The organism is Barnesiella sp. An55 (assembly GCF_002161555.1).
Lineage (GTDB): Bacteria > Bacteroidota > Bacteroidia > Bacteroidales > Barnesiellaceae > Barnesiella > Barnesiella merdipullorum.
Genome location: NZ_NFHZ01000007.1, coordinates 96,524 through 114,514 on the forward strand (window position 1 = coordinate 96,524; position 17,991 = coordinate 114,514).

The following is a 17,991-nucleotide window of genomic DNA, read 5'->3' on the forward strand; positions in this document are numbered from 1 at the left end:
ATGGCAAAAGAAAAAATAAGCGGAGCCGAGGCTCTCATCAGAGCCTTGATTGCAGAACATACAGAATATATCTTCGGATATCCGGGCGGAGCCATCATGCCGGTATTCGACGTGCTTTACGACTATCGCGACCGGGTGAACCACATCCTCGTGCGCCACGAACAGGGAGCGACCCATGCCGCCCAAGGGTATGCCCGGGTATCGGGCAAAACAGGCGTAGTGCTGGTCACCTCGGGACCGGCGGCGACCAACATCATCACCGGCCTGTCGGATGCCATGATGGACAGCACACCGCTCATCGTCATCACCGGGCAGGTGGGCTCGTCGTTGCTGGGGTCCGACGCTTTCCAGGAGACCGACGTGGTGGGTATCACCCAACCGGTCACGAAATGGAGCTACCAGATACGTCACAGCGAAGAGATTGCCTGGGCCGTGGCTCGAGCCTTCTACATCGCCGGTAACGGACGTCCCGGGCCCGTTGTACTCGACATCGCCAAGGATGCCCAGACGGGATTGACCGAGTTTGACTACCAACCCTGCCAGTTCATCCGCAGCTACAACCCCAACCCGGCCATCAACATGAACGAAATCGACGAGGCGGCCCGTCTCATCAACCAGGCCCGCAAGCCCTTTATCCTGGCCGGCCAAGGGGTAATCATAGCACAAGCCGAAGCCGAACTGGCCGAACTGGCCGAGAAGGCCGACATCCCGGTGGGATGCACCCTGCTGGGGCTCTCGGCCATGCCTACCGACCACCCGCTCTACAAGGGTATGCTGGGCATGCACGGCAGCGTGGCCGCCAACATCAAGACCAACGAGTGTGACCTGCTCATCGCCATAGGCATGCGGTTTGACGACCGGGTGACGGGCGACGTGAACCAATATGCCCGCCAGGCCCGCATCATCCACATCGACATAGACCCCTCGGAGATCAACAAGAACATAAGATGCGACGTGTCGGTACTGGGCGATGCCCGTGCCGTGCTGCAGGCCCTGAATCCACGGGTCGAGCCGGCTCGCCACACCGAGTGGCTCGAGTCGTTTGCCCCATGCGAAGAGGTGGAACAGGCCAAGGTAATCGAACCCGAAATACACCCGCAAAAGCCGCTGATGAACATGGGCGAGGTGGCCCGCAAGGTATCGGAGGCCACCGGCAACGACAGTATTCTGGTAACCGACGTGGGTCAGAACCAGATGCTATCGGCCCGCTACTACCGATTCAAACGTCCGCGCAGCCTCGTCACTTCGGGCGGACTGGGCACGATGGGATTCGGTCTCCCAGCGGCCATCGGCGCCAAGATAGGTGCCCCCGACCGCACCGTCTGCTTCTTCACCGGCGACGGTGGCATACAGATGACCATCCAGGAGCTGGGTACCATCATGCAGTATGGCGTGGATGTGAAGATTATCATTCTCAACAACAATTTCCTGGGTATGGTGCGACAGTGGCAGGCACTCTTCTTCGACCACCGCTACTCCGAGACTCCCATGCTCAACCCCGATTTCACCGAGATTGCCGCCGCCTATGGCATCGATGGCGAACGGGTAGCCACCCGCGAAGAGCTCGACGGCGCCATCGACCGCATGCTCTCCCACAAGGGCTCCTACCTGCTCGACGTGCAAATCGACCCCGACGGTATGGTATTCCCCATGACTCCCGCCGGAGCCTGTGTGACCCACATCATGCTCAACGCTACCGAAAAATATGAATAGACCTATGACAGACAAGACATTATATACCGTAACCGTTTACTCCGAGAATCAGGTGGGCCTGCTCAACCAGATCTCGACTATCTTCACACGACGACAGCTCAACATCGAGAGCCTGTCGGTATCGGCCTCGGCCATCGAGGGAATACACAAATTCACCATCACCACCTACAGCAATCGCGACATGATGGAGAAGCTGGTCAAGCAAATCGAAAAACGCATCGACGTGCTGCGAGCCTTCTTCTACACCGACGACGAAATCGTGTTCCAGGAGGTAGCGCTCTACAAAGTCCCTACCGACAAGCTGCTCGACGACAGTCACATCGAAGAGCTGGTGCGCAAACACAATGCCCGCATACTCGAGGTAAACCGCACCTACACGGTTATCGAGAAGTCGGGGCACACCGACGAAACCCAAGCCCTTTTCGAGGAGTTGAGCCGGTATGAACTGATGCAGTTCGTACGGTCGGGCCGCGTGGCCATCACCAAATCGACCGTCGAGCACGTGAGTCTGTTTCTACAAGAACAACAATATCGACAAAACCAACTATGAAAGAGAATCAAGAACTATCGGAATCGCCCGTTCAACCGGTTTATACCCACAGCTATACCGTAGAGCCGGCCGAGGGAAACGCCCAGCAGGAACTGCCTTTGCCCCTGCTGGTAAAACGAATTCTCGAGGTGGCCACCCTGCACGCCGAGTCGTGGGGCATCGGCTACAGCGACCTCATCAAGAAACAACAGGTGTGGGTACTCTCGCGCCTGAGCATCGAGATGTCCCGCTACCCGCGCATCCACGAGTGCTATACGCTCGAGACCTGGATCGAGGGATACAACAAGCACTTCTCGTCGCGTAACTTTGCCATCTACGACGCCAACGGCAATCCCTGCGGCTATGCCCGCACGATATGGGTAGTTATCGACCTGGCTACCCGGGCTTCGGTCGATCTCAGCCAGCTCGAATACATCACCCGCAACATCACCGACCGCCCCTGCCCCATCGACAAGCAATCGCGGGTGCGCGACGTGCACGACGACTCTCCCGCTACCCATCGGGTGGGCTACATCGACATCGACCTCAACCGGCACGTCAACAGCGTGAAGTATATCGAGCATCTGCTCGACCTCTTCGACCTCGAGCGGTATGACCGCCAACGGGTACACCGGTTCGAGATAAGCTACGCCAACGAGGCCCGCTACGGTACCCCGCTGCAACTGCTCAAAGCCGAGGAGGCTCCCGACAACTTTGCTCTGGAGATACGCGACGACAAAACGGTTTACTGCAAAGGACGCATTATTTTTGAAAACAGATAAATACAATTCAATAACCTCAAAACAAAAAAGAACATGGCTATCATGAATTTTGGCGGTGTTGACGAGAACGTAGTCACCCGCGAAGAGTTTCCCTTGGAGAAAGCAAGAGAAGTACTTAAGAACGAAACAATCGCTGTCATCGGCTATGGCGTACAGGGCCCGGGACAGAGTATGAACCTGCGCGACAACGGCTTCAACGTGATTGTGGGCCAACGTAAAAATTCCAAGACCTGGGACAAGGCTGTGGCCGACGGCTGGGTACCCGGCGAAACCCTCTTCGAAATCGAGGAGGCCTGCAAGCGGGGCACGATTATCGAATACCTGCTCTCCGACGCCGCTCAAATCGAGCTGTGGCCTGTGGTGAAGAAGCACCTCACAGCAGGCAAAACACTCTACTTCTCGCACGGCTTTGCCATCACCTACAAGGAGCGCACGGGCATCATACCGCCGGCCGACATCGATGTAGTGCTGGTTGCTCCCAAGGGTTCGGGTACAAGTCTGCGCCGCATGTTCCTGCAAGGTCGTGGCCTCAACTCGAGCTATGCCGTATTCCAGGATGCTACCGGACACGCCAAGGAGAAAGTGCTGGCACTGGGTATCGGGGTAGGCAGCGGCTATCTGTTCGAGACCACCTTCAAACGCGAGGTTTACTCTGACCTTACCGGCGAACGCGGTACCCTCATGGGAGCCATCCAAGGTATCTTTGCCGCCCAATACGACACGCTGCGGGCCCACGGGCACAGCCCCTCGGAGGCCTTCAACGAAACCGTCGAAGAACTCACCCAATCGCTCATGCCGCTTATTGCCGAGAACGGTATGGACTGGATGTATGCCAATTGCTCGACTACGGCTCAGCGGGGTGCCCTCGACTGGTGGAAGCGTTTCCGCGATGCCACCAAACCGGTATTCGAAGAACTGTATGACGAGGTAGCCAAAGGCAACGAGGCTCAACGCTCAATCGATGCCAACAGCAAAGAGGGATACCGCGATGGATTGAACCAGGAGCTGAAGGAGTTGCGCGAAAGCGAAATGTGGCAAGCCGGTGTCACCGTGCGCAAGCTGCGTCCCGAGAACAACTAATCAAGGCCATAGGTTAAGTTTATATAGCGAGAGGCTCCCGATTCCCCAACCTGGGGGAACGGGAGCCTCTCTCATTTTTTACAACCCCTTAGAAACAGATTAAACTAAAACAGATACCCCAACCGCACATTGAAAGCCGGACCAACCGATACGCTTTTGAAATCGGTCGAGATAAGGTTCAGCCCCCCGCCCAGTTCGAACAGGAGGTGACGATACCACACCCGCCGGAATCCCCAAAAGGGAGTCACTACAAAGCCTCCCTGGCTCTCGACATGACGGCGGTAATAGGGCGGGAAATAATACTGCACATTGCAGGAAAGGAATCCGCCGCTGTTCTTGAACGTATTCTTCCCCGCCTCGTAGCGTTTCGAGAGGTTGTAATAATAGCGCGGCTCTACCGAGAGCGTGGGATAGAGGGCTACACTCCAGCGACGTTCGCTCACCCCCAAAAAGCTATACGACGAATATTGAATACCAGCCTGGGTACCAACCCGGGCCACGAGCGAAAACCGGTTGCCCAGCGGGCACTCATAGGCATACATCAGTCCGGCTATCTCGACCGATACCGAATGGGTGGAGACTACCTGTTGTGCCGCAAGGGGCGAAAGACTCAAAACAGAGACAACGACATAGACAAGTTTTTTCAATCGCATGGCTATTCCATATATTCAGTTCCATAGCTATAACGAAAAAAGAGAGGCGCTCCCCTACTCGGGAGAGCGCCTCTCTACTCAATAAAATATCGATACGCTTATCGGCGACGTTGCTGTTTGGCGCGTTGTTTCTGTTGCTCGCGCAGGGCAGCCTGTTGTTGGCGTTGAGCCTCTTCGAGGCGAGCCATGAAGCCACTCTTTTTGCGCGGTTTCTTCTGGTTCTCTTTCAACTCGGCCAACACCTTCTCTTCGTTGATACTCTTGCGGAAAATATAGGTTTGGATAATCGTAATCAACAGCGAGAGGAAGTAGTAGTAGCTCAAGCCGGCCGAATAGTTGTTGAAGAATACGAGGAACATGATGGGCATGAGATACATCATGAATTTCATACCGGGCATCTGCTGCTGGCCGGCCGTATTCTGCATGTTGATTTTGGTGTAAATCAAGTTGGTGATGGTCATCAACAGACAGAAGAGGCTGATGTGATTGCCAAAGTAGGGAGTGATGAGCGGTATGTAGGTATCCCAACTAACAATGGCATCGTAGGTCGAGAGGTCTTTAACCCACAAGAACGGTTCACCCCGCAGTTCAATTGATGAGGGGAAGAAGGTGAACATGGCAATGAGGATAGGCATCTGCAACAGCAGCGGCAGACAGCCACCCATGGGGTTGACCCCGGCCTTGCTGTAAAGGTCCATCGTGAGGCGTTGACGCTCCATGGCATTCTCCTGTCCCGGATACTTGTCGTTAATCTCCTTGACTTGCGGAGCCAGCACCCGCATGCGGGCCTGCGACTTGTATGACTTGTAGGTGAAGGGGAACAGCACGAGTTTGATGAATATCGTCAACAACAGGATGATAATACCGTAGTTGCTGAAGAACTTGCCCAGGAAGGTAAATACGGGGATAACGATGAGGGTGTTGATCCAGCGGAAGAACTTGTATCCCAGCGGCACGAGCTTGTCGAGATCGAGGGTCTGATCGCCCGAACGCCCGTCGTCATACGACGACAACAGCGGATAGGAGTTGGGGCCCAGGAAAATCGTAAACCCGGCTACCTGCGGCTCTTTCGAATCGTAGTCGATGGTACTCTCGGCATGGAACAGTTTCAGATACTTGTCCTCTTTGAGGGCCTGTGAAGTGAAGGCTCCATCGTTAAACTTGTTGTCGGCAATGAAAGCGGTCGAGAAGAACTGGTTCTTAAACCCGATCCATTTGAGGCTGGTGGTTGCCTTCTCCTCGTCACTACCCGACTCTTTCAAATGCTCCACATCGTCGCCCACAAATTTGTAGTAGAGGGCACTGTTGCGCTCCTCGAACATGCGGCCCTGCTCCTGACGGCGCATCTTCTGGTCCCACATGAAGTCCCAATAGACCACGCTCGAGGGAATTACCCGGTCCATATCCTTCTGCCAAATATCCATCTTGAGCATATAGCTGTCCTCGGGCAAGGTGTAGCGGATACCCAGGCGGCTGCCGTTGGCCAGCGTGAGGGTCATATCGACCGTACTGTCATTGACCACAGGCTCGAAGTAGAGATCGCGGGTGTCGATTACCCGGGCATTGGTGCGCACGATAAAGCCGTAGTCGTTCTCATCGCCGGTGAAGAGAGTCACCTGCGTCGAGTCATAGGCCATATAGTCGTTGAGCACGGCCTCGTAGAGGCGACCGCCCTTATTGGAAAATTTCAACGTAACCTTGTTGTTGGAGAGTGTCGTAAACTCTTCGGTACCCTCGGCACAGGGAGCGAACTCGCCAAACTGGGCAACCAGTCCGGCCTGTTTGAGCGAGTCGGCCATCTCGGGCGACAGGGTATCGGTTTGAGCCGGAGCGGCTGCCTCAGCGGCTTCGGCCATACGTTCTGCCTCGACGGCAGCAATGGAGTCGTTGTACCGGCGTTGAGCTTCCAACTGCTCGGGCGAGGGTTGCATCCACCACGAGAAGAGCAGTACAACCACCACCATCAGTACAAGACCATAAATCGTGTTCTTATCCATTCTTCGGTTTTGAAGTTACTAAAAAATTTATTTTTTCGAAATTGCGGCTTTAATGAAATCGACAAAAATGGGGTTGGGATTGAGCACGGTGCTGTTGTACTCGGGGTGATATTGCACACCTACATACCAACGCAACGAGGGTACCTCTACGACCTCGACCAAGTGGGTCTCGGGGTTCTCGCCCACGCAACGCATACCGGCATCTTCAAAGGCTTTGCGATACTCGTTGTTGAACTCGAAACGGTGACGGTGACGCTCGCGTATGTGAGTAGTGCCATAGGCCTTGGCAGCGATAGAGTCTTCGGCCAACACGCAGTCGTAGGCACCCAAACGCATCGTGCCACCCATGTTGGTGATGCTCTTCTGCTCCTCCATCAGGTCTATGACGTTGTGTTTGGTGGTCACATCCATCTCGGTCGAGTTGGCATCGGCATAACCCAGCACGTCGCGGGCATACTCGATAACCATGCACTGCATACCCAGGCAAATGCCAAAGGTGGGAATGTCGTGTTCACGGGCATACTTGAGGGCGACAAACTTGCCTTCGATACCTCGCTGCCCGAATCCCGGGGCTATCACCACACCGTCGAGCGACGAGAGCATCTCCTCGACATTGCTGCTGTTCAGCTTCTCGGAGTGAATGTATTGCAAATCGAGTTTGCGATCGTTGTATGTGGCGGCCTGGAAGAGCGATTCGTTAATCGACTTGTAGGCGTCGGGGAGTTCGACATACTTGCCCACCAACCCGATGCGCACCATTTCGGTAGCATTCTTCATGCGGTGGAGGAAGTTCATCCACGGCTCCAAGTGGGGCTCGCCATTGATAGGCACTCCCGTCTTGGTGAGTACAATCTCGTCGAGGTGCTGCTGGTGCATCTTCAAAGGCACTTCGTAGATCGAAGGCACATCGATCGACTGGATTACGGCTGCCGGATCGACGTTGCAGAAGAGGGCTACCTTCTTACGCAGATTCAACGAAAGATCGTGTTCGGTGCGCAATACCAGAATATCGGGCTGGATACCCACCTCTTGCAGTTGTTTTACCGAGTGTTGTGTAGGTTTGGTCTTCAGCTCCTTGGCGGCAGCGATATAGGGTACATAGGTAAGGTGTATGCACACACAGTTCTTGCCCAGCTCCCAACGCAACTGACGCACACTCTCGAGATAGGGCAGCGACTCGATATCGCCTACCGTACCACCAATCTCGGTGATGACAAAATCGAACTGGTTTTTGGAACCCAGCAGCTTGATATTGCGTTTAATCTCGTCGGTAATGTGCGGAATGATTTGTACCGTTTTCCCTAAATAGTCGCCACGGCGCTCCTTGTCGATCACATTCTGATAGATACGACCGGTGGTGATGTTGTTGGCCCGAGTCGTGGGCGTATTGGTGAACCGCTCGTAGTGGCCCAAATCCAAGTCGGCTTCATGACCGTCAACTGTCACATAACACTCCCCATGTTCATAGGGGTTCAGAGTTCCTGGGTCGATGTTGATATAGGGGTCGAATTTCTGAATCGTCACCTTGTATCCACGAGCCAAAAGCAACCGGGCCAAAGAAGCCGAAATAATACCTTTTCCCAACGACGAGGTCACACCTCCCGTAACGAATATATATTTAGTTTCCACGATAAAATATGGTTTTATGTATTTACACTACGGGGTACAAAATTAGAAAAAATAATCTACATACCGGCACAATGTACACGATAATTATTTCTTTTCGAGCCGAACACCCACAGACTGCAGACACCAAGCCCCTACCCAAGACTCCCGAATGGCAAAACCTTGTGACTCCCAGGCCGACTTTTGTCTCTCTTGTTCAAGATGGATTCTCTATCTTTTCAGAAGCAAGGAGACGGTTCGGCATAGCCAAACGTCGAAAACTTCGTTTTCCGTTTGCCTCTACGCTCACCTTTCACTATCTTTCCAGAAGAAAGGAGGCGGTTCGGTATAGTCAAACGTCGAAAACTTCGTTTTCCGTTTGCCTCTACGCTCACCTTTCACTATCTTTGCATTAAATACATAAGAGGAGACTCCCCAAGAGGCTTCACAACGTGCTTGTGGTCCCGGGAGAATAAATTCACGATACACAAAAATATACGACCTATGGGCTCACGAATCGCCACTATTCTCGTCAGTATTCTTTCCATAACCGGTTTATCGGCCATGCCGGTCAGCCCGGCCGATAGTACGGCTCATACCCCCCAACCTCTCGCCCCCGAGGTAAAAGTGGTAAAGGCCGATTCAACTACTGCCCCTCTCACGGCCATCGATTCGATACAATATCAGCAAGAGGCCAACCAGAAACTGCTCTTGCTGATGGAGACCGACTCGACCAACGAAGAGCTGCCGGTTATCCAAATGCTGCACATGCTCGAATATGCCGACAGCCTGAAGGCGGTTCAAGGGGCAAACGAAATGCCGGTCAACCCGCTGTTCCTGCCCATCGTATTTAAAGAGCAGATGTCCACCCCCCTGCAACACTTGTCGATTCCCAAGGACGACCCCTTCAAACCCAAGGAGCTCTCGGTGAATGACCAATGGCTGCAAAAAGAGGCGCAAAGCGAAAAGACTCGCAACATGGCTCAAAACTATGTCATTGTCAATTACCCCAAGATGATTCGATACAACCTTGACAATCTGCCCGACGTGCCCAAGCAATATATCATCGAGAACGATCCGGTGAAGCATATTCTCTCTATCAAGGAGAAGCCCTTGATTATCAAGAACAATGTAGGAAAAGAGAAGATTAAGTTGAAACGTTGGATCATCAACTTCCAGTCGTCGGTACAGTTCTCGCAGGTCTATGTGTCGGAAAACTGGTATCAGGGAGGTACCAGCAACGTGAACCTGCTGAGCGACCAACAGTTCTCGATCAAATACAACGACCCCAAGGAGCAACGCATCTTGTTTGAGAATCTGGTGCAGTGGAGGCTGAATATAAACAGTGCCCCCGAGGATACCTTACGCTCGGTGAGAATAAGCGAGGATCTGTTCCAGATAAACTCCAAGTTTGGTCTCAAAGCCTACAACAAATGGTACTACACGGCTACACTGAACTTCAAGACGCAGTTCTTCTCGAACTACACGGCCAATACCAACGACAAGGTTGCGGCATTTCTTTCTCCGGCCGAGCTGAATATCGGTTTAGGTATGTCGTACCAGTATAAGAACGAGAAGAAACAGTTCGACTCTTCGGTATCGCTGTCGCCGCTCTCCTACAACCTGCAATTCATCATCGACAACGACATGGCCCCCACCAGCTTCGGCATCAAGTCGGGCAAAAGCATCAACCAGTACGGTTCGTCGTTCGAGGGGCGCTTTACATGGGAGTTCTACCACAACATGGTGTGGACCTGCCGGCTGTTCTACTTCACCAGCTACGACCATGTACAGGGCGACTTGGAGAATACGTTCGACTTCATTCTCAACCGGTTCTTCTCTACCCGACTGTTTGTGCACCTGCGCTACGACGACGCCCTGGCGCTGAACAAAGACCTGGGGCACTTCCAGTTGAAAGAGCTGCTCAGTTTTGGATTTAACTATAAGTTCTGATGAAACCGGCGGCCTGGCTTTTGATTTGTGCGGGATTTATACTCAGTGCCTCGTCGATAACCGACGAGGAGTGCCGCTATGAAAGCAAACCGCCCTACCGCAGTTTTATTCTCGAAGGATACAGCGAGCCGAGTGCCCGCCACTATTTCGATACCGCTCCCATCGACAATTGGGAAGGGATATGGCTCATGACCGAAAACGGCATGCGGGTGTCGATCGAGCGATTCAAAGATGTGAGATTTTCCGAAATCTTTACCCACCGCATTGTCAAACTCGACACGATTGTACAAAGCGAAACTCCCGTGGGCACCGTCGTAGGCTATCTGAGCCGGGGCGTGGCGGCCAACACCTGTTTCGTGTGGCTGTATAAACACAAACTCACGGGCTCCATTCTCTTCAAGCCCGAGCGGTTTTCGGCTCGACTCACAACCGATTTGAACGGTATTATTTTTTCGGGAAACAGGGCCAAGAATCTCGAAGATCTCTTCGACCCCCGATCGGGTTTTGTCAAGATATACCCCAAACAGATTTCGGACGAAACCGAGAACCGCGACATCCGATATCTGTAAATCGTCGTTGCGGAATCAGAATTTACGGAATACAAAACGCTCGTCTTCCCCGCGGGTAAGAATCATCTTCGACGAGTTAAGCGTTTCGATATGAAACACATTCATGTGTTCGGCCCCCACCGGCTCCAGCTTCAGGACCGAAGGCAACACGAATTCCACCCACGACGGCTCCATGATGTTGAAGCGCAACTCACCGTTCTCCTTCACAAAGTTTCCATAGAAGTTGTCTGTCGAGTTGTTTAGGCCCGACCGGTGAACCAGCTGTATCTGGATAATACTGGTCTGGAAATTATAGAAGATACTGTCGTGTGGGGTCATCGTACCGTTCTCCCACATCTCGGTCAGTTGCCACTTGCCAAAAATAGGGCCTATGTACCCGTCGTTCTGAGTACACGAAGTGATGGCCACGCCTAAAACCAGGCCCAACAGAATACGATATATGGTCTTTTTCATGTTCATTTCCCGATTGTTAAAATTCCACTTTTCTTAATACCGATAGAGACACCCCACTTATCGCCATAAAGTTTGCCATAGTCACCGGTCAACGAGAGGGAGAAGGTCCACCCCGGCAGTTTCACAGGAGTATAGCGACACTCGATCAATCCCGACAAATCGTGCTGGGTATCGGCCAACGGAAGTTGCATCGAGCCCCACGAGGTGCGATACGAGGCAAGCACCTTGTACATCCATTCGGGGGCGATATACCCCATGGCTCCCAGGTGAACAGCCCGCATGCGATTATACTTGTATCGCATATAGCCATCGGTATTGTAGAGGGGCGACTTGGCCATGGGGGTACCGTTGGAGAGGCCATAGTGCATCCAACCGTTGTAGAAATAGTTGTTGTAATAGTCGTCAAACCCGGTTGCCTCGGTAGTCAGTTGGGGGTTGTCATAGTCGGTCGGACACCAGTTCAAGGGGCCACCCTGATTGGTGAAATCGACATACTCGACCACCAGGTCGGAGAGCCAGTTCTGCCGGCCGCTCTTGTACTCGACGCCCCACAGGCCATCCCAGCCGTTGAGCTTACCCATGCCCGAGGCATCGTCGTAGTACCACTCGAAATAGCCTCGCACCGACGATTTGTTCTTGAACGTATATTCGGCCGACAGGTTCCAATGCCCCACATGGTTGCCATAGTAGTAGGCCTGATCGCCTACATTGGTCGAGCCGTCGCCCGACGAAGGGAAAAGAATCTGCAAGAAGTCTTTCAACCGAGTAGGACTTTTGGTCGTGAGTGAATCGATGCGGACTCCCTTGAGATAATAGTGCTTGGTGCCCCCGAACTGGGCTGCCAACTCGGCCCCGATAGTCACGACAAAAGGCTTGTTGGGATTGGTGCGGAACGAAATCGACTTGTGGTGATACAGCGCACCGGTAGTAATATAGTGGTTGTAATAGTTGTAATGCTCTTTATAGAAATTGTCGTCCATGAATTTACCGTAGGCCAGGTCGCCCTTGATCTGCACCCACCCCTTGGTAAAGGGAATATCGACAAAATCGATAAAGCCGGCTCTCACCTGCGGTATGGGGCGTGAGTTGCCCGACCACACCAGACCTCCCGAACTCAACTCAAAGTTGACTACCGGGTCGGTGAGTTCGCGACTGCCGGCCGAGATGAAAATCTTGCGATACTTGATGCCGGCATACAGTTGCTGGATGAGAAAGGCCGAGACCTGCGGACGTCGCTGCGACACTCCCTGGGTGGCATCGTAGTAGGTAACCGGCGAGGTCGATGAGAGTAGCCCCACCAGATCGACCCCGAATTCATAGGAGAACCGTTTGTCCATCTCGATGTCGCGCGAGAGTGCAGCCCGCAGATAGCCGCTCTTGCTGTGGGTTACCAGGCCATGTTTGTTGGCCGAGAAGTAGTAGGGGGCAAAAGTGCCATTCCCGGCATTGCCTACCATCGACACGGCATAGTCCATCGAATATTGGGCATAAGAGTAGGAAGAGCTGCCCAACCACCACACCAGGACAGGGATGAGCAAGTTCCAAAAACGACGATATCTCATATATGAATTTCTATAATACTGTTGTTTCGAATCGTCAGGAGGGCAGACAATCTGCAACGGCAGACCTCCCGACGGGAACAAAAGTAATATATAAATCATTATGCAGCAACCGGCTTCTCCATATTTAACAAAACCGGGGGAGAAAATGCCTTTTCCAGGCACCTCCTCCCCCGGTCTGTTATGACGGGTCACGAATCGAGAGCATCAGAAGGTGACACCCACGCGGAATCCCAAATTGCTGCGGCCATCGATTTCATACGTGAGCACCTTGCTCTTATTGGTGGCATAGTTGTAATACATGGCCAGGTGCAAGCCATAGCGATAATTGGGACTGGGGAAAATGCTGATACCAATCTCGGGCGAGACGGCAAAGCCCCAGGTGTCGTGATAGAGTTCCCAAGCCTGCATATAGGAAGACATGCGGCTGTAATTGGCGCCCATCTTCAATGTCATGTAGGGCTCGAACATACCGCTGGTCGTAACACGATATTTGGCCAAAATACCAAAAGGCAACTGGAACAAGGAGTGTTGCTGGTCGGTCGTGAGAGCCGAGCTGGAACTCAAGGCCAACGTCTGGCGATCGATATACTTGTTGTTGGTATGATAGGCAATATAGGCACCAATGGCCAACCGGGGCATGACATAATATCCGCCCTCGAAGTTCATACCCCACCCGCTCGCCTTATCGGCATAGCTGTTTCCCATGGGGGCATTGAACTGCCAATCGACATTGAAATAGGTTTTCGAAACGGCTTGCGCGTTTCCACGGGTCGGCACAACCACCATACAAGCAGCAGCTACCACCCATAACGATATTTGTTTAATAGTTTTCATAATTCGATTTTCTTTTTATTGGATATACAAAATGGGGTAGTCTCGTTATTGATTGGTCAAGTAGGGCGACTGGTTGAAGGCCTGGTCGATGGCACGAATGACCAAAGTCTGGTTCACCCGGGGAGAGCTGCTTTGCAAACCGGCCATATAGGTATCCCACAGTACCGGCAACCGTTTGCTCGTACCGGTCTGATCGGTCAGATCGACCAACTCGGCCAGGAATGAGTTCACACTGTAACTATACACGACCGGATAGGGATAGTACCAACTGCTCCAGTAGGGACCCCAGTAGCCGGGCCCCCAGTAGCCGGGATAGCCCCACCACCAGTTGGGACTGGGATAGTTGACAAAATAGTGCACATCCTCGATGTAGCTAACCTGCAAACCCAGGTCGGCCTCTTCCTTGGAATCGACCAGCATAAAGCCTCGGGCCGCCATGTTCTCGGCAAAGGTCTCGAGGATATAGTTGGCCTCGTCGTTGGTCCAGTAGGTGGCTTTCTCGCTGTCGGTGATAAGCAGGACGCTATCGGGCATGTAGTAGGTGAGATAGTCTCCGAAGCTGGCCGATTTATCATAATCGGTAAACACCACATAATCGTCATCCAGCTTGGAGAGGCTGGGCTCTTTCTGGCACGCAGTGATTGCTGCTACGACAAAAAGAATCGGGATTAGTTTTTTCATAATCGTTCTGTTTTTGATTGTTTTGTGAAAACATAATTGTTATACCTCAAAAACAAAACAGGCCCGAGATGGTTCGAAATCGGGCCGACTTTTTAGTATGGCAGAATTTCTTTTTAGGAGAAGAGCATCAGAGCCGATGATACACGGCATCGACCTGGCGGGCAATATAGTCCCAGTTGTAGGGCGAGAGGTCGTACTGGCAACGCACATCGGCCTGTGCCAGTTTGCGTGCGAGAGCCTCTTCGAGTGAACCGATATCGCCCGTGGTAAAGAAATCGTCGGTGGGGAGACAGGCAAGCCGGTTGGCCGGGATGTCGCTCACCAATACCGGCAGACGGTAGCTCAAGGCCTCAAGCAGAACGATGGGTAACCCTTCGTGAAACGAGGGTAGCACAAAGAGCCGGGCGTGCGAAAAGAGTTCGTTCAGTTTGGCACCCCGTATGAAACCGGTGAGCACCACGCCTCGCTCCCGAGCCAGCTGCTTCAGCGAGGTCGAGTAACGGTCTTCATGGTCGGCATCGCCGGCAATCACCAGTTTATAGCCTTCGGGCAAGAGATGGTCAAAAGCCTTGACAAGCAGATCGAATCCCTTCTCCTCGACAAACCGCCCTACGGCCAGCACATATTTATGAGGCTCCAACCCCAACGAGGCAATGTAATCGGTCGTCTGAGCCGGAGTGGGTGTATTCACACCGTTGTAAATGAGATGGGCATTGCAGCGATGATACTTCTCGCGCAGGATATTGTCGATGACGGTCGAGATGACAATAACCTCGTTGGCATACCGCGCCCCCATGCGCTCGCCCATGCGCAGGACGGTCTTGGCCAACTTGTTCCACTTCTGCCGGTCATAGTCGGGCCCGTGGTGCGTCATCACCACCTTCAATCCCAAAAGCCGGGCAAAGGGGGTGAGCAGAGCCGGCCCGATGGCATGGATATGCAGCACATCGGCCTTGACCCGACGGGCATAGAGAATGGCCAGGAAGGTGTGGACAATGGCTTCTATGCTCTTCTTGCGAGGAGCATAGATATCTTTGAGCCGAACGCCTTTATAAGATTGGAGCTTGTTTTGCGGAGTTACATAGCACGAGCGTCGCACCACCGTGACATCGTGGCCCATAGCAGCCAACCGCGGATAGAGTTCCTCGCAATGAGTCTCTACCCCACCCTGTATATTGGGAATTCCACGAGTCCCTGCCACGACTATCTTCATCGCCACGAGCCTCCTTTCTGCGGGTTTATGAACGATTGAGGTTCCCTTGCCGGGGATCTTGCCCTACATCGTACCACTTCTTGTCGATGCAGACCGGTTTTCCCAGCAGCGAACGCAACTTATTCTTGAGTATCCACCCCATGGGGTGACGCACATACGAGAGCTTTTTCATCACCGGCGAAACGGTACCTACCATCCAGCAGTTCTTGGGGCATCGGCGCACCAGTTCGCGCACATGTTGAGCCCGGTCACTGTTCCATATCTCGTCGAAGGAGCCGGCCTTTCTGATATTGCCCATACTCTCTTTCCAGTACTTCGACTCCAGTCCGTTGCAGGGATATACCTCGCCATAGGGATCGATGAAACAGTTCATGAGACCAGCCTCACAAGGCAACAAGCGGCGATTCCCCTCGATGTAGTTGATGAGCCCCATGTTGAAGAAAGCCCGAGCCCACGACTTGGGATGCTTCTCCCGCATCTGCATATCGATGAGTTTGGCGAAATTGGCGCACACCGTCTCCCGATTGGTGATGACGTTATCATCTTTATGGAAATAATACGAATTGTGAAAGGCGGCCGTGGCAAACTCCATGTCGAGCGCTTTGGAAAGGTGGTACAACGAGAGCATATCTTCGGAGTTGTTGTTGGAAACGGTAATACCGAAACCAATATCCTTCACGCCCATCTCTCTCAATTTCAAGAGAGTGCGCAATCCTTTGTCGAAACCGCCGGGACGACCGCGCAGCTCGTCGTTCTTTTGTGAAAGGCCTTCGATGCTGATGCGGATGCCTATCTTGGGGAATTTCTTGGCCAGCTCGATAACCCGGTTCTCGAACCACCCCGAGGTCGAAATGACCACTCGCGGCGCTTTACGAAACGCTACTTCTATAATCTTATCCAAATCTTCCCGCACAAAAGGCTCTCCCCCCGTGATGTTGATAAACTTAACCCGGGGCAAAATCTCCAACTCCTCGGGGCGAATTTCCTGCCGGGGATCGGTGGGATTTTTCCAGATATTACACATCTTGCACTGCATGGGGCAGCGATAGGTGGTAATGATACTTATATCGGTAGGTGCAGAAATCTTCATTTTTTATAAATATCGTGCAAAGATATATCTTTTTCCGGGTCTATCAAATTTTATTATTTACTCTTCGATGCCATATACTTTCTTCAACTCTCGCCAGTAGCGCTCCTCCGAGAAACGCTCCCGGGCCCGCCGCGAAATGGCCTGCCTGTCGGCTTCGTCGGCCGACATTCGAGCGACGATAGCCTCCTCCAGTTCTCGCTTATCGCCCATACTAAACAAGGTTCCGTCGCCGTCGCGTATCAGTTCGGGGATTCCCCCTACCTCCGATCCCACGACCGGGGTTCCCATACACAACGACTCGATGATACTCAGCGGGTTGTTCTCGTACCATACCGAGGGGACAACCAGTGTGCGGGCATACTTGACCAACTGGACCACCTCGCGCGAAGAGAGGTGTCCCAGAAAGTGTATTTTCTCCGAGGCATATTTCTCTCGCAGTTCGTCGGCAAGCGGGCCATCGCCAGCCACATAGAGCGGATAGGGCAACGACTGGGCCACCTCGAGCAGCAGCCGCACCCCTTTCTCCTCCGAGAGACGCCCCACATAACAGTAGTAGGGAGCGGTCTCCTGCCGAGCCAACGGTTCGGCCTGATCGAAGAAATCGAGCTTCTCCTTCTCTATGAAATTGCAAACGACTGCCAACTTGGTGTAGTCGTAGTGACACGCCCTCATCTTTTGTGCCATAAAGGAACTGGGACAAACGAAGGTATCGACCCACCGCTGCAACTTCGACCGGTTCCACCACAAAGCCTCACCATAGGCCAAAGCACTGGCCACCCCACTCTCTTTCATGCACTTGCGTCGAAGTACCTGAGAGCGGTCGGTAAAGCAGGCTTCGCATATCTCGCCACGACACAGACAGTTGTACGACGGGCACAGCAGTTTGTAGTCGTGCATGGTCCACACCGTGCGGCACCCCTGCTCGTGAGCCAATTTGACCACGATGGGCGACAGATAGGAATGAATGTTGTGGAAGTGAACAATCTGAGGGCGGAAGTCATCGAGCAGTCTTTGGAACGAGCGGATAATATCACCCGCACCAAACAGCCGGTTGGCAGCTTTCACTTTATCAACGAAGTCTCCGGAGAAAGAGACTTCCGAGGCAAAATAGCGGGAAGTTTCGCAGGGCAGATTCTGCGGGTATTTCATTGCATAAACGGCCACTTCATATCCCAAACGACGCAACAAGGCCTCGAGATTGATCATGCTGATGCAATCTCCGCCTCTTGGATAGTAAAACTTGTTGACCAACAGAATGCGTAGCGGTTGTTTCATGG

Annotated in this window: 16 protein-coding genes; 6 read left to right on the plus strand and 10 right to left on the minus strand. The window is 53.0% G+C overall.

All coding sequences use genetic code 11. From position 1 onward, the window contains the following. Genes ilvB through ilvC form a run of 4 tightly spaced genes read left to right on the plus strand, consistent with a single transcriptional unit; the run spans position 1 to position 4,104 of the window. A complete protein-coding gene (gene ilvB / locus B5G10_RS06010; RefSeq protein ID WP_087423830.1) occupies positions 1–1,713 on the plus strand; it encodes a biosynthetic-type acetolactate synthase large subunit in 1,713 nt (570 codons plus the stop codon). A gap of 4 nt (positions 1,714–1,717) precedes the next feature. Continuing rightward, positions 1,718–2,263, plus strand: coding sequence for an acetolactate synthase small subunit (gene ilvN, locus B5G10_RS06015; RefSeq protein ID WP_087423831.1), 546 nt, complete (start codon positions 1,718–1,720; stop codon positions 2,261–2,263). Further along, positions 2,260–3,024, plus strand: coding sequence for an acyl-ACP thioesterase domain-containing protein (locus tag B5G10_RS06020; RefSeq protein ID WP_087423832.1), 765 nt, complete (start codon positions 2,260–2,262; stop codon positions 3,022–3,024). The genes ilvN and B5G10_RS06020 overlap by 4 nt, the downstream gene beginning before the upstream one ends. A 33-nt stretch (positions 3,025–3,057) precedes the next feature. Beyond that, a complete protein-coding gene (gene ilvC / locus B5G10_RS06025) occupies positions 3,058–4,104 on the plus strand; it encodes a ketol-acid reductoisomerase (RefSeq protein ID WP_087423833.1) in 1,047 nt (348 codons plus the stop codon). 104 nt (positions 4,105–4,208) lie between these two features. Here ilvC and B5G10_RS06030 read toward each other — a convergent pair whose 3' ends face one another. From B5G10_RS06030 to B5G10_RS06040, 3 genes are all read right to left on the minus strand, one after another. Beyond that, positions 4,209–4,757: a hypothetical protein gene (locus B5G10_RS06030; protein ID WP_143241077.1), complete on the minus strand. Its 549-nt coding sequence runs from the start codon at positions 4,755–4,757 to the stop codon at positions 4,209–4,211. Between the two features lie 98 nt (positions 4,758–4,855). Then, positions 4,856–6,754 (minus strand): membrane protein insertase YidC, encoded by a 1,899-nt coding sequence (gene yidC, locus B5G10_RS06035; RefSeq protein ID WP_087423835.1) that lies wholly within the window; start codon positions 6,752–6,754, stop codon positions 4,856–4,858. Between the two features lie 27 nt (positions 6,755–6,781). Then, positions 6,782–8,386 (minus strand): CTP synthase, encoded by a 1,605-nt coding sequence (locus tag B5G10_RS06040; RefSeq protein ID WP_087423836.1) that lies wholly within the window; start codon positions 8,384–8,386, stop codon positions 6,782–6,784. A gap of 477 nt (positions 8,387–8,863) precedes the next feature. Between B5G10_RS06040 and B5G10_RS06045 the strand changes: the two genes are divergently transcribed. Both B5G10_RS06045 and B5G10_RS06050 read left to right on the plus strand, forming a co-directional pair. After that, positions 8,864–10,312 carry a DUF3078 domain-containing protein gene (locus tag B5G10_RS06045; protein ID WP_087423837.1) on the plus strand — a complete coding sequence of 483 codons (1,449 nt, stop codon included), beginning with the start codon at positions 8,864–8,866 and terminating at the stop codon, positions 10,310–10,312. Then, positions 10,312–10,881: a hypothetical protein gene (locus tag B5G10_RS06050; RefSeq protein ID WP_087423838.1), complete on the plus strand. Its 570-nt coding sequence runs from the start codon at positions 10,312–10,314 to the stop codon at positions 10,879–10,881. Before B5G10_RS06045 ends, B5G10_RS06050 begins: the two co-directional genes overlap by 1 nt. Positions 10,882–10,896: 15 nt before the next feature. Here the strand turns inward: B5G10_RS06050 and B5G10_RS06055 are convergent, their stop codons facing one another. From B5G10_RS06055 to B5G10_RS06085, 7 genes are all read right to left on the minus strand, one after another. Beyond that, positions 10,897–11,334, minus strand: coding sequence for a lipocalin-like domain-containing protein (locus B5G10_RS06055; RefSeq protein WP_158098787.1), 438 nt, complete (start codon positions 11,332–11,334; stop codon positions 10,897–10,899). Positions 11,335–11,336: 2 nt separating this feature from the next. Further along, entirely contained in the window at positions 11,337–12,896 is a 1,560-nt protein-coding gene (locus B5G10_RS06060) for a capsule assembly Wzi family protein (protein ID WP_158098788.1), read from the minus strand. Positions 12,897–13,100: 204 nt separating this feature from the next. Further along, on the minus strand, positions 13,101–13,730 hold the full coding sequence (locus B5G10_RS06065) for an outer membrane beta-barrel protein (RefSeq protein WP_087423841.1): 630 nt from the start codon (positions 13,728–13,730) through the stop codon (positions 13,101–13,103). Positions 13,731–13,775: 45 nt separating this feature from the next. After that, complete coding sequence (locus B5G10_RS06070; protein ID WP_087423842.1) at positions 13,776–14,411, minus strand: DUF4136 domain-containing protein; 636 nt, start codon at positions 14,409–14,411, stop codon at positions 13,776–13,778. A gap of 127 nt (positions 14,412–14,538) precedes the next feature. Then, the gene (locus B5G10_RS06075) at positions 14,539–15,624 is read right to left on the minus strand and encodes a glycosyltransferase family 4 protein (RefSeq protein ID WP_087423843.1); all 1,086 of its coding nucleotides are present in this window, start codon (positions 15,622–15,624) and stop codon (positions 14,539–14,541) included. Between the two features lie 25 nt (positions 15,625–15,649). Next, on the minus strand, positions 15,650–16,714 hold the full coding sequence (locus B5G10_RS06080; RefSeq protein ID WP_087423844.1) for a radical SAM protein: 1,065 nt from the start codon (positions 16,712–16,714) through the stop codon (positions 15,650–15,652). Between the two features lie 57 nt (positions 16,715–16,771). Further along, positions 16,772–17,989 carry a glycosyltransferase gene (locus tag B5G10_RS06085; RefSeq protein WP_087423845.1) on the minus strand — a complete coding sequence of 406 codons (1,218 nt, stop codon included), beginning with the start codon at positions 17,987–17,989 and terminating at the stop codon, positions 16,772–16,774. Positions 17,990–17,991: the final 2 nt, after the last annotated feature.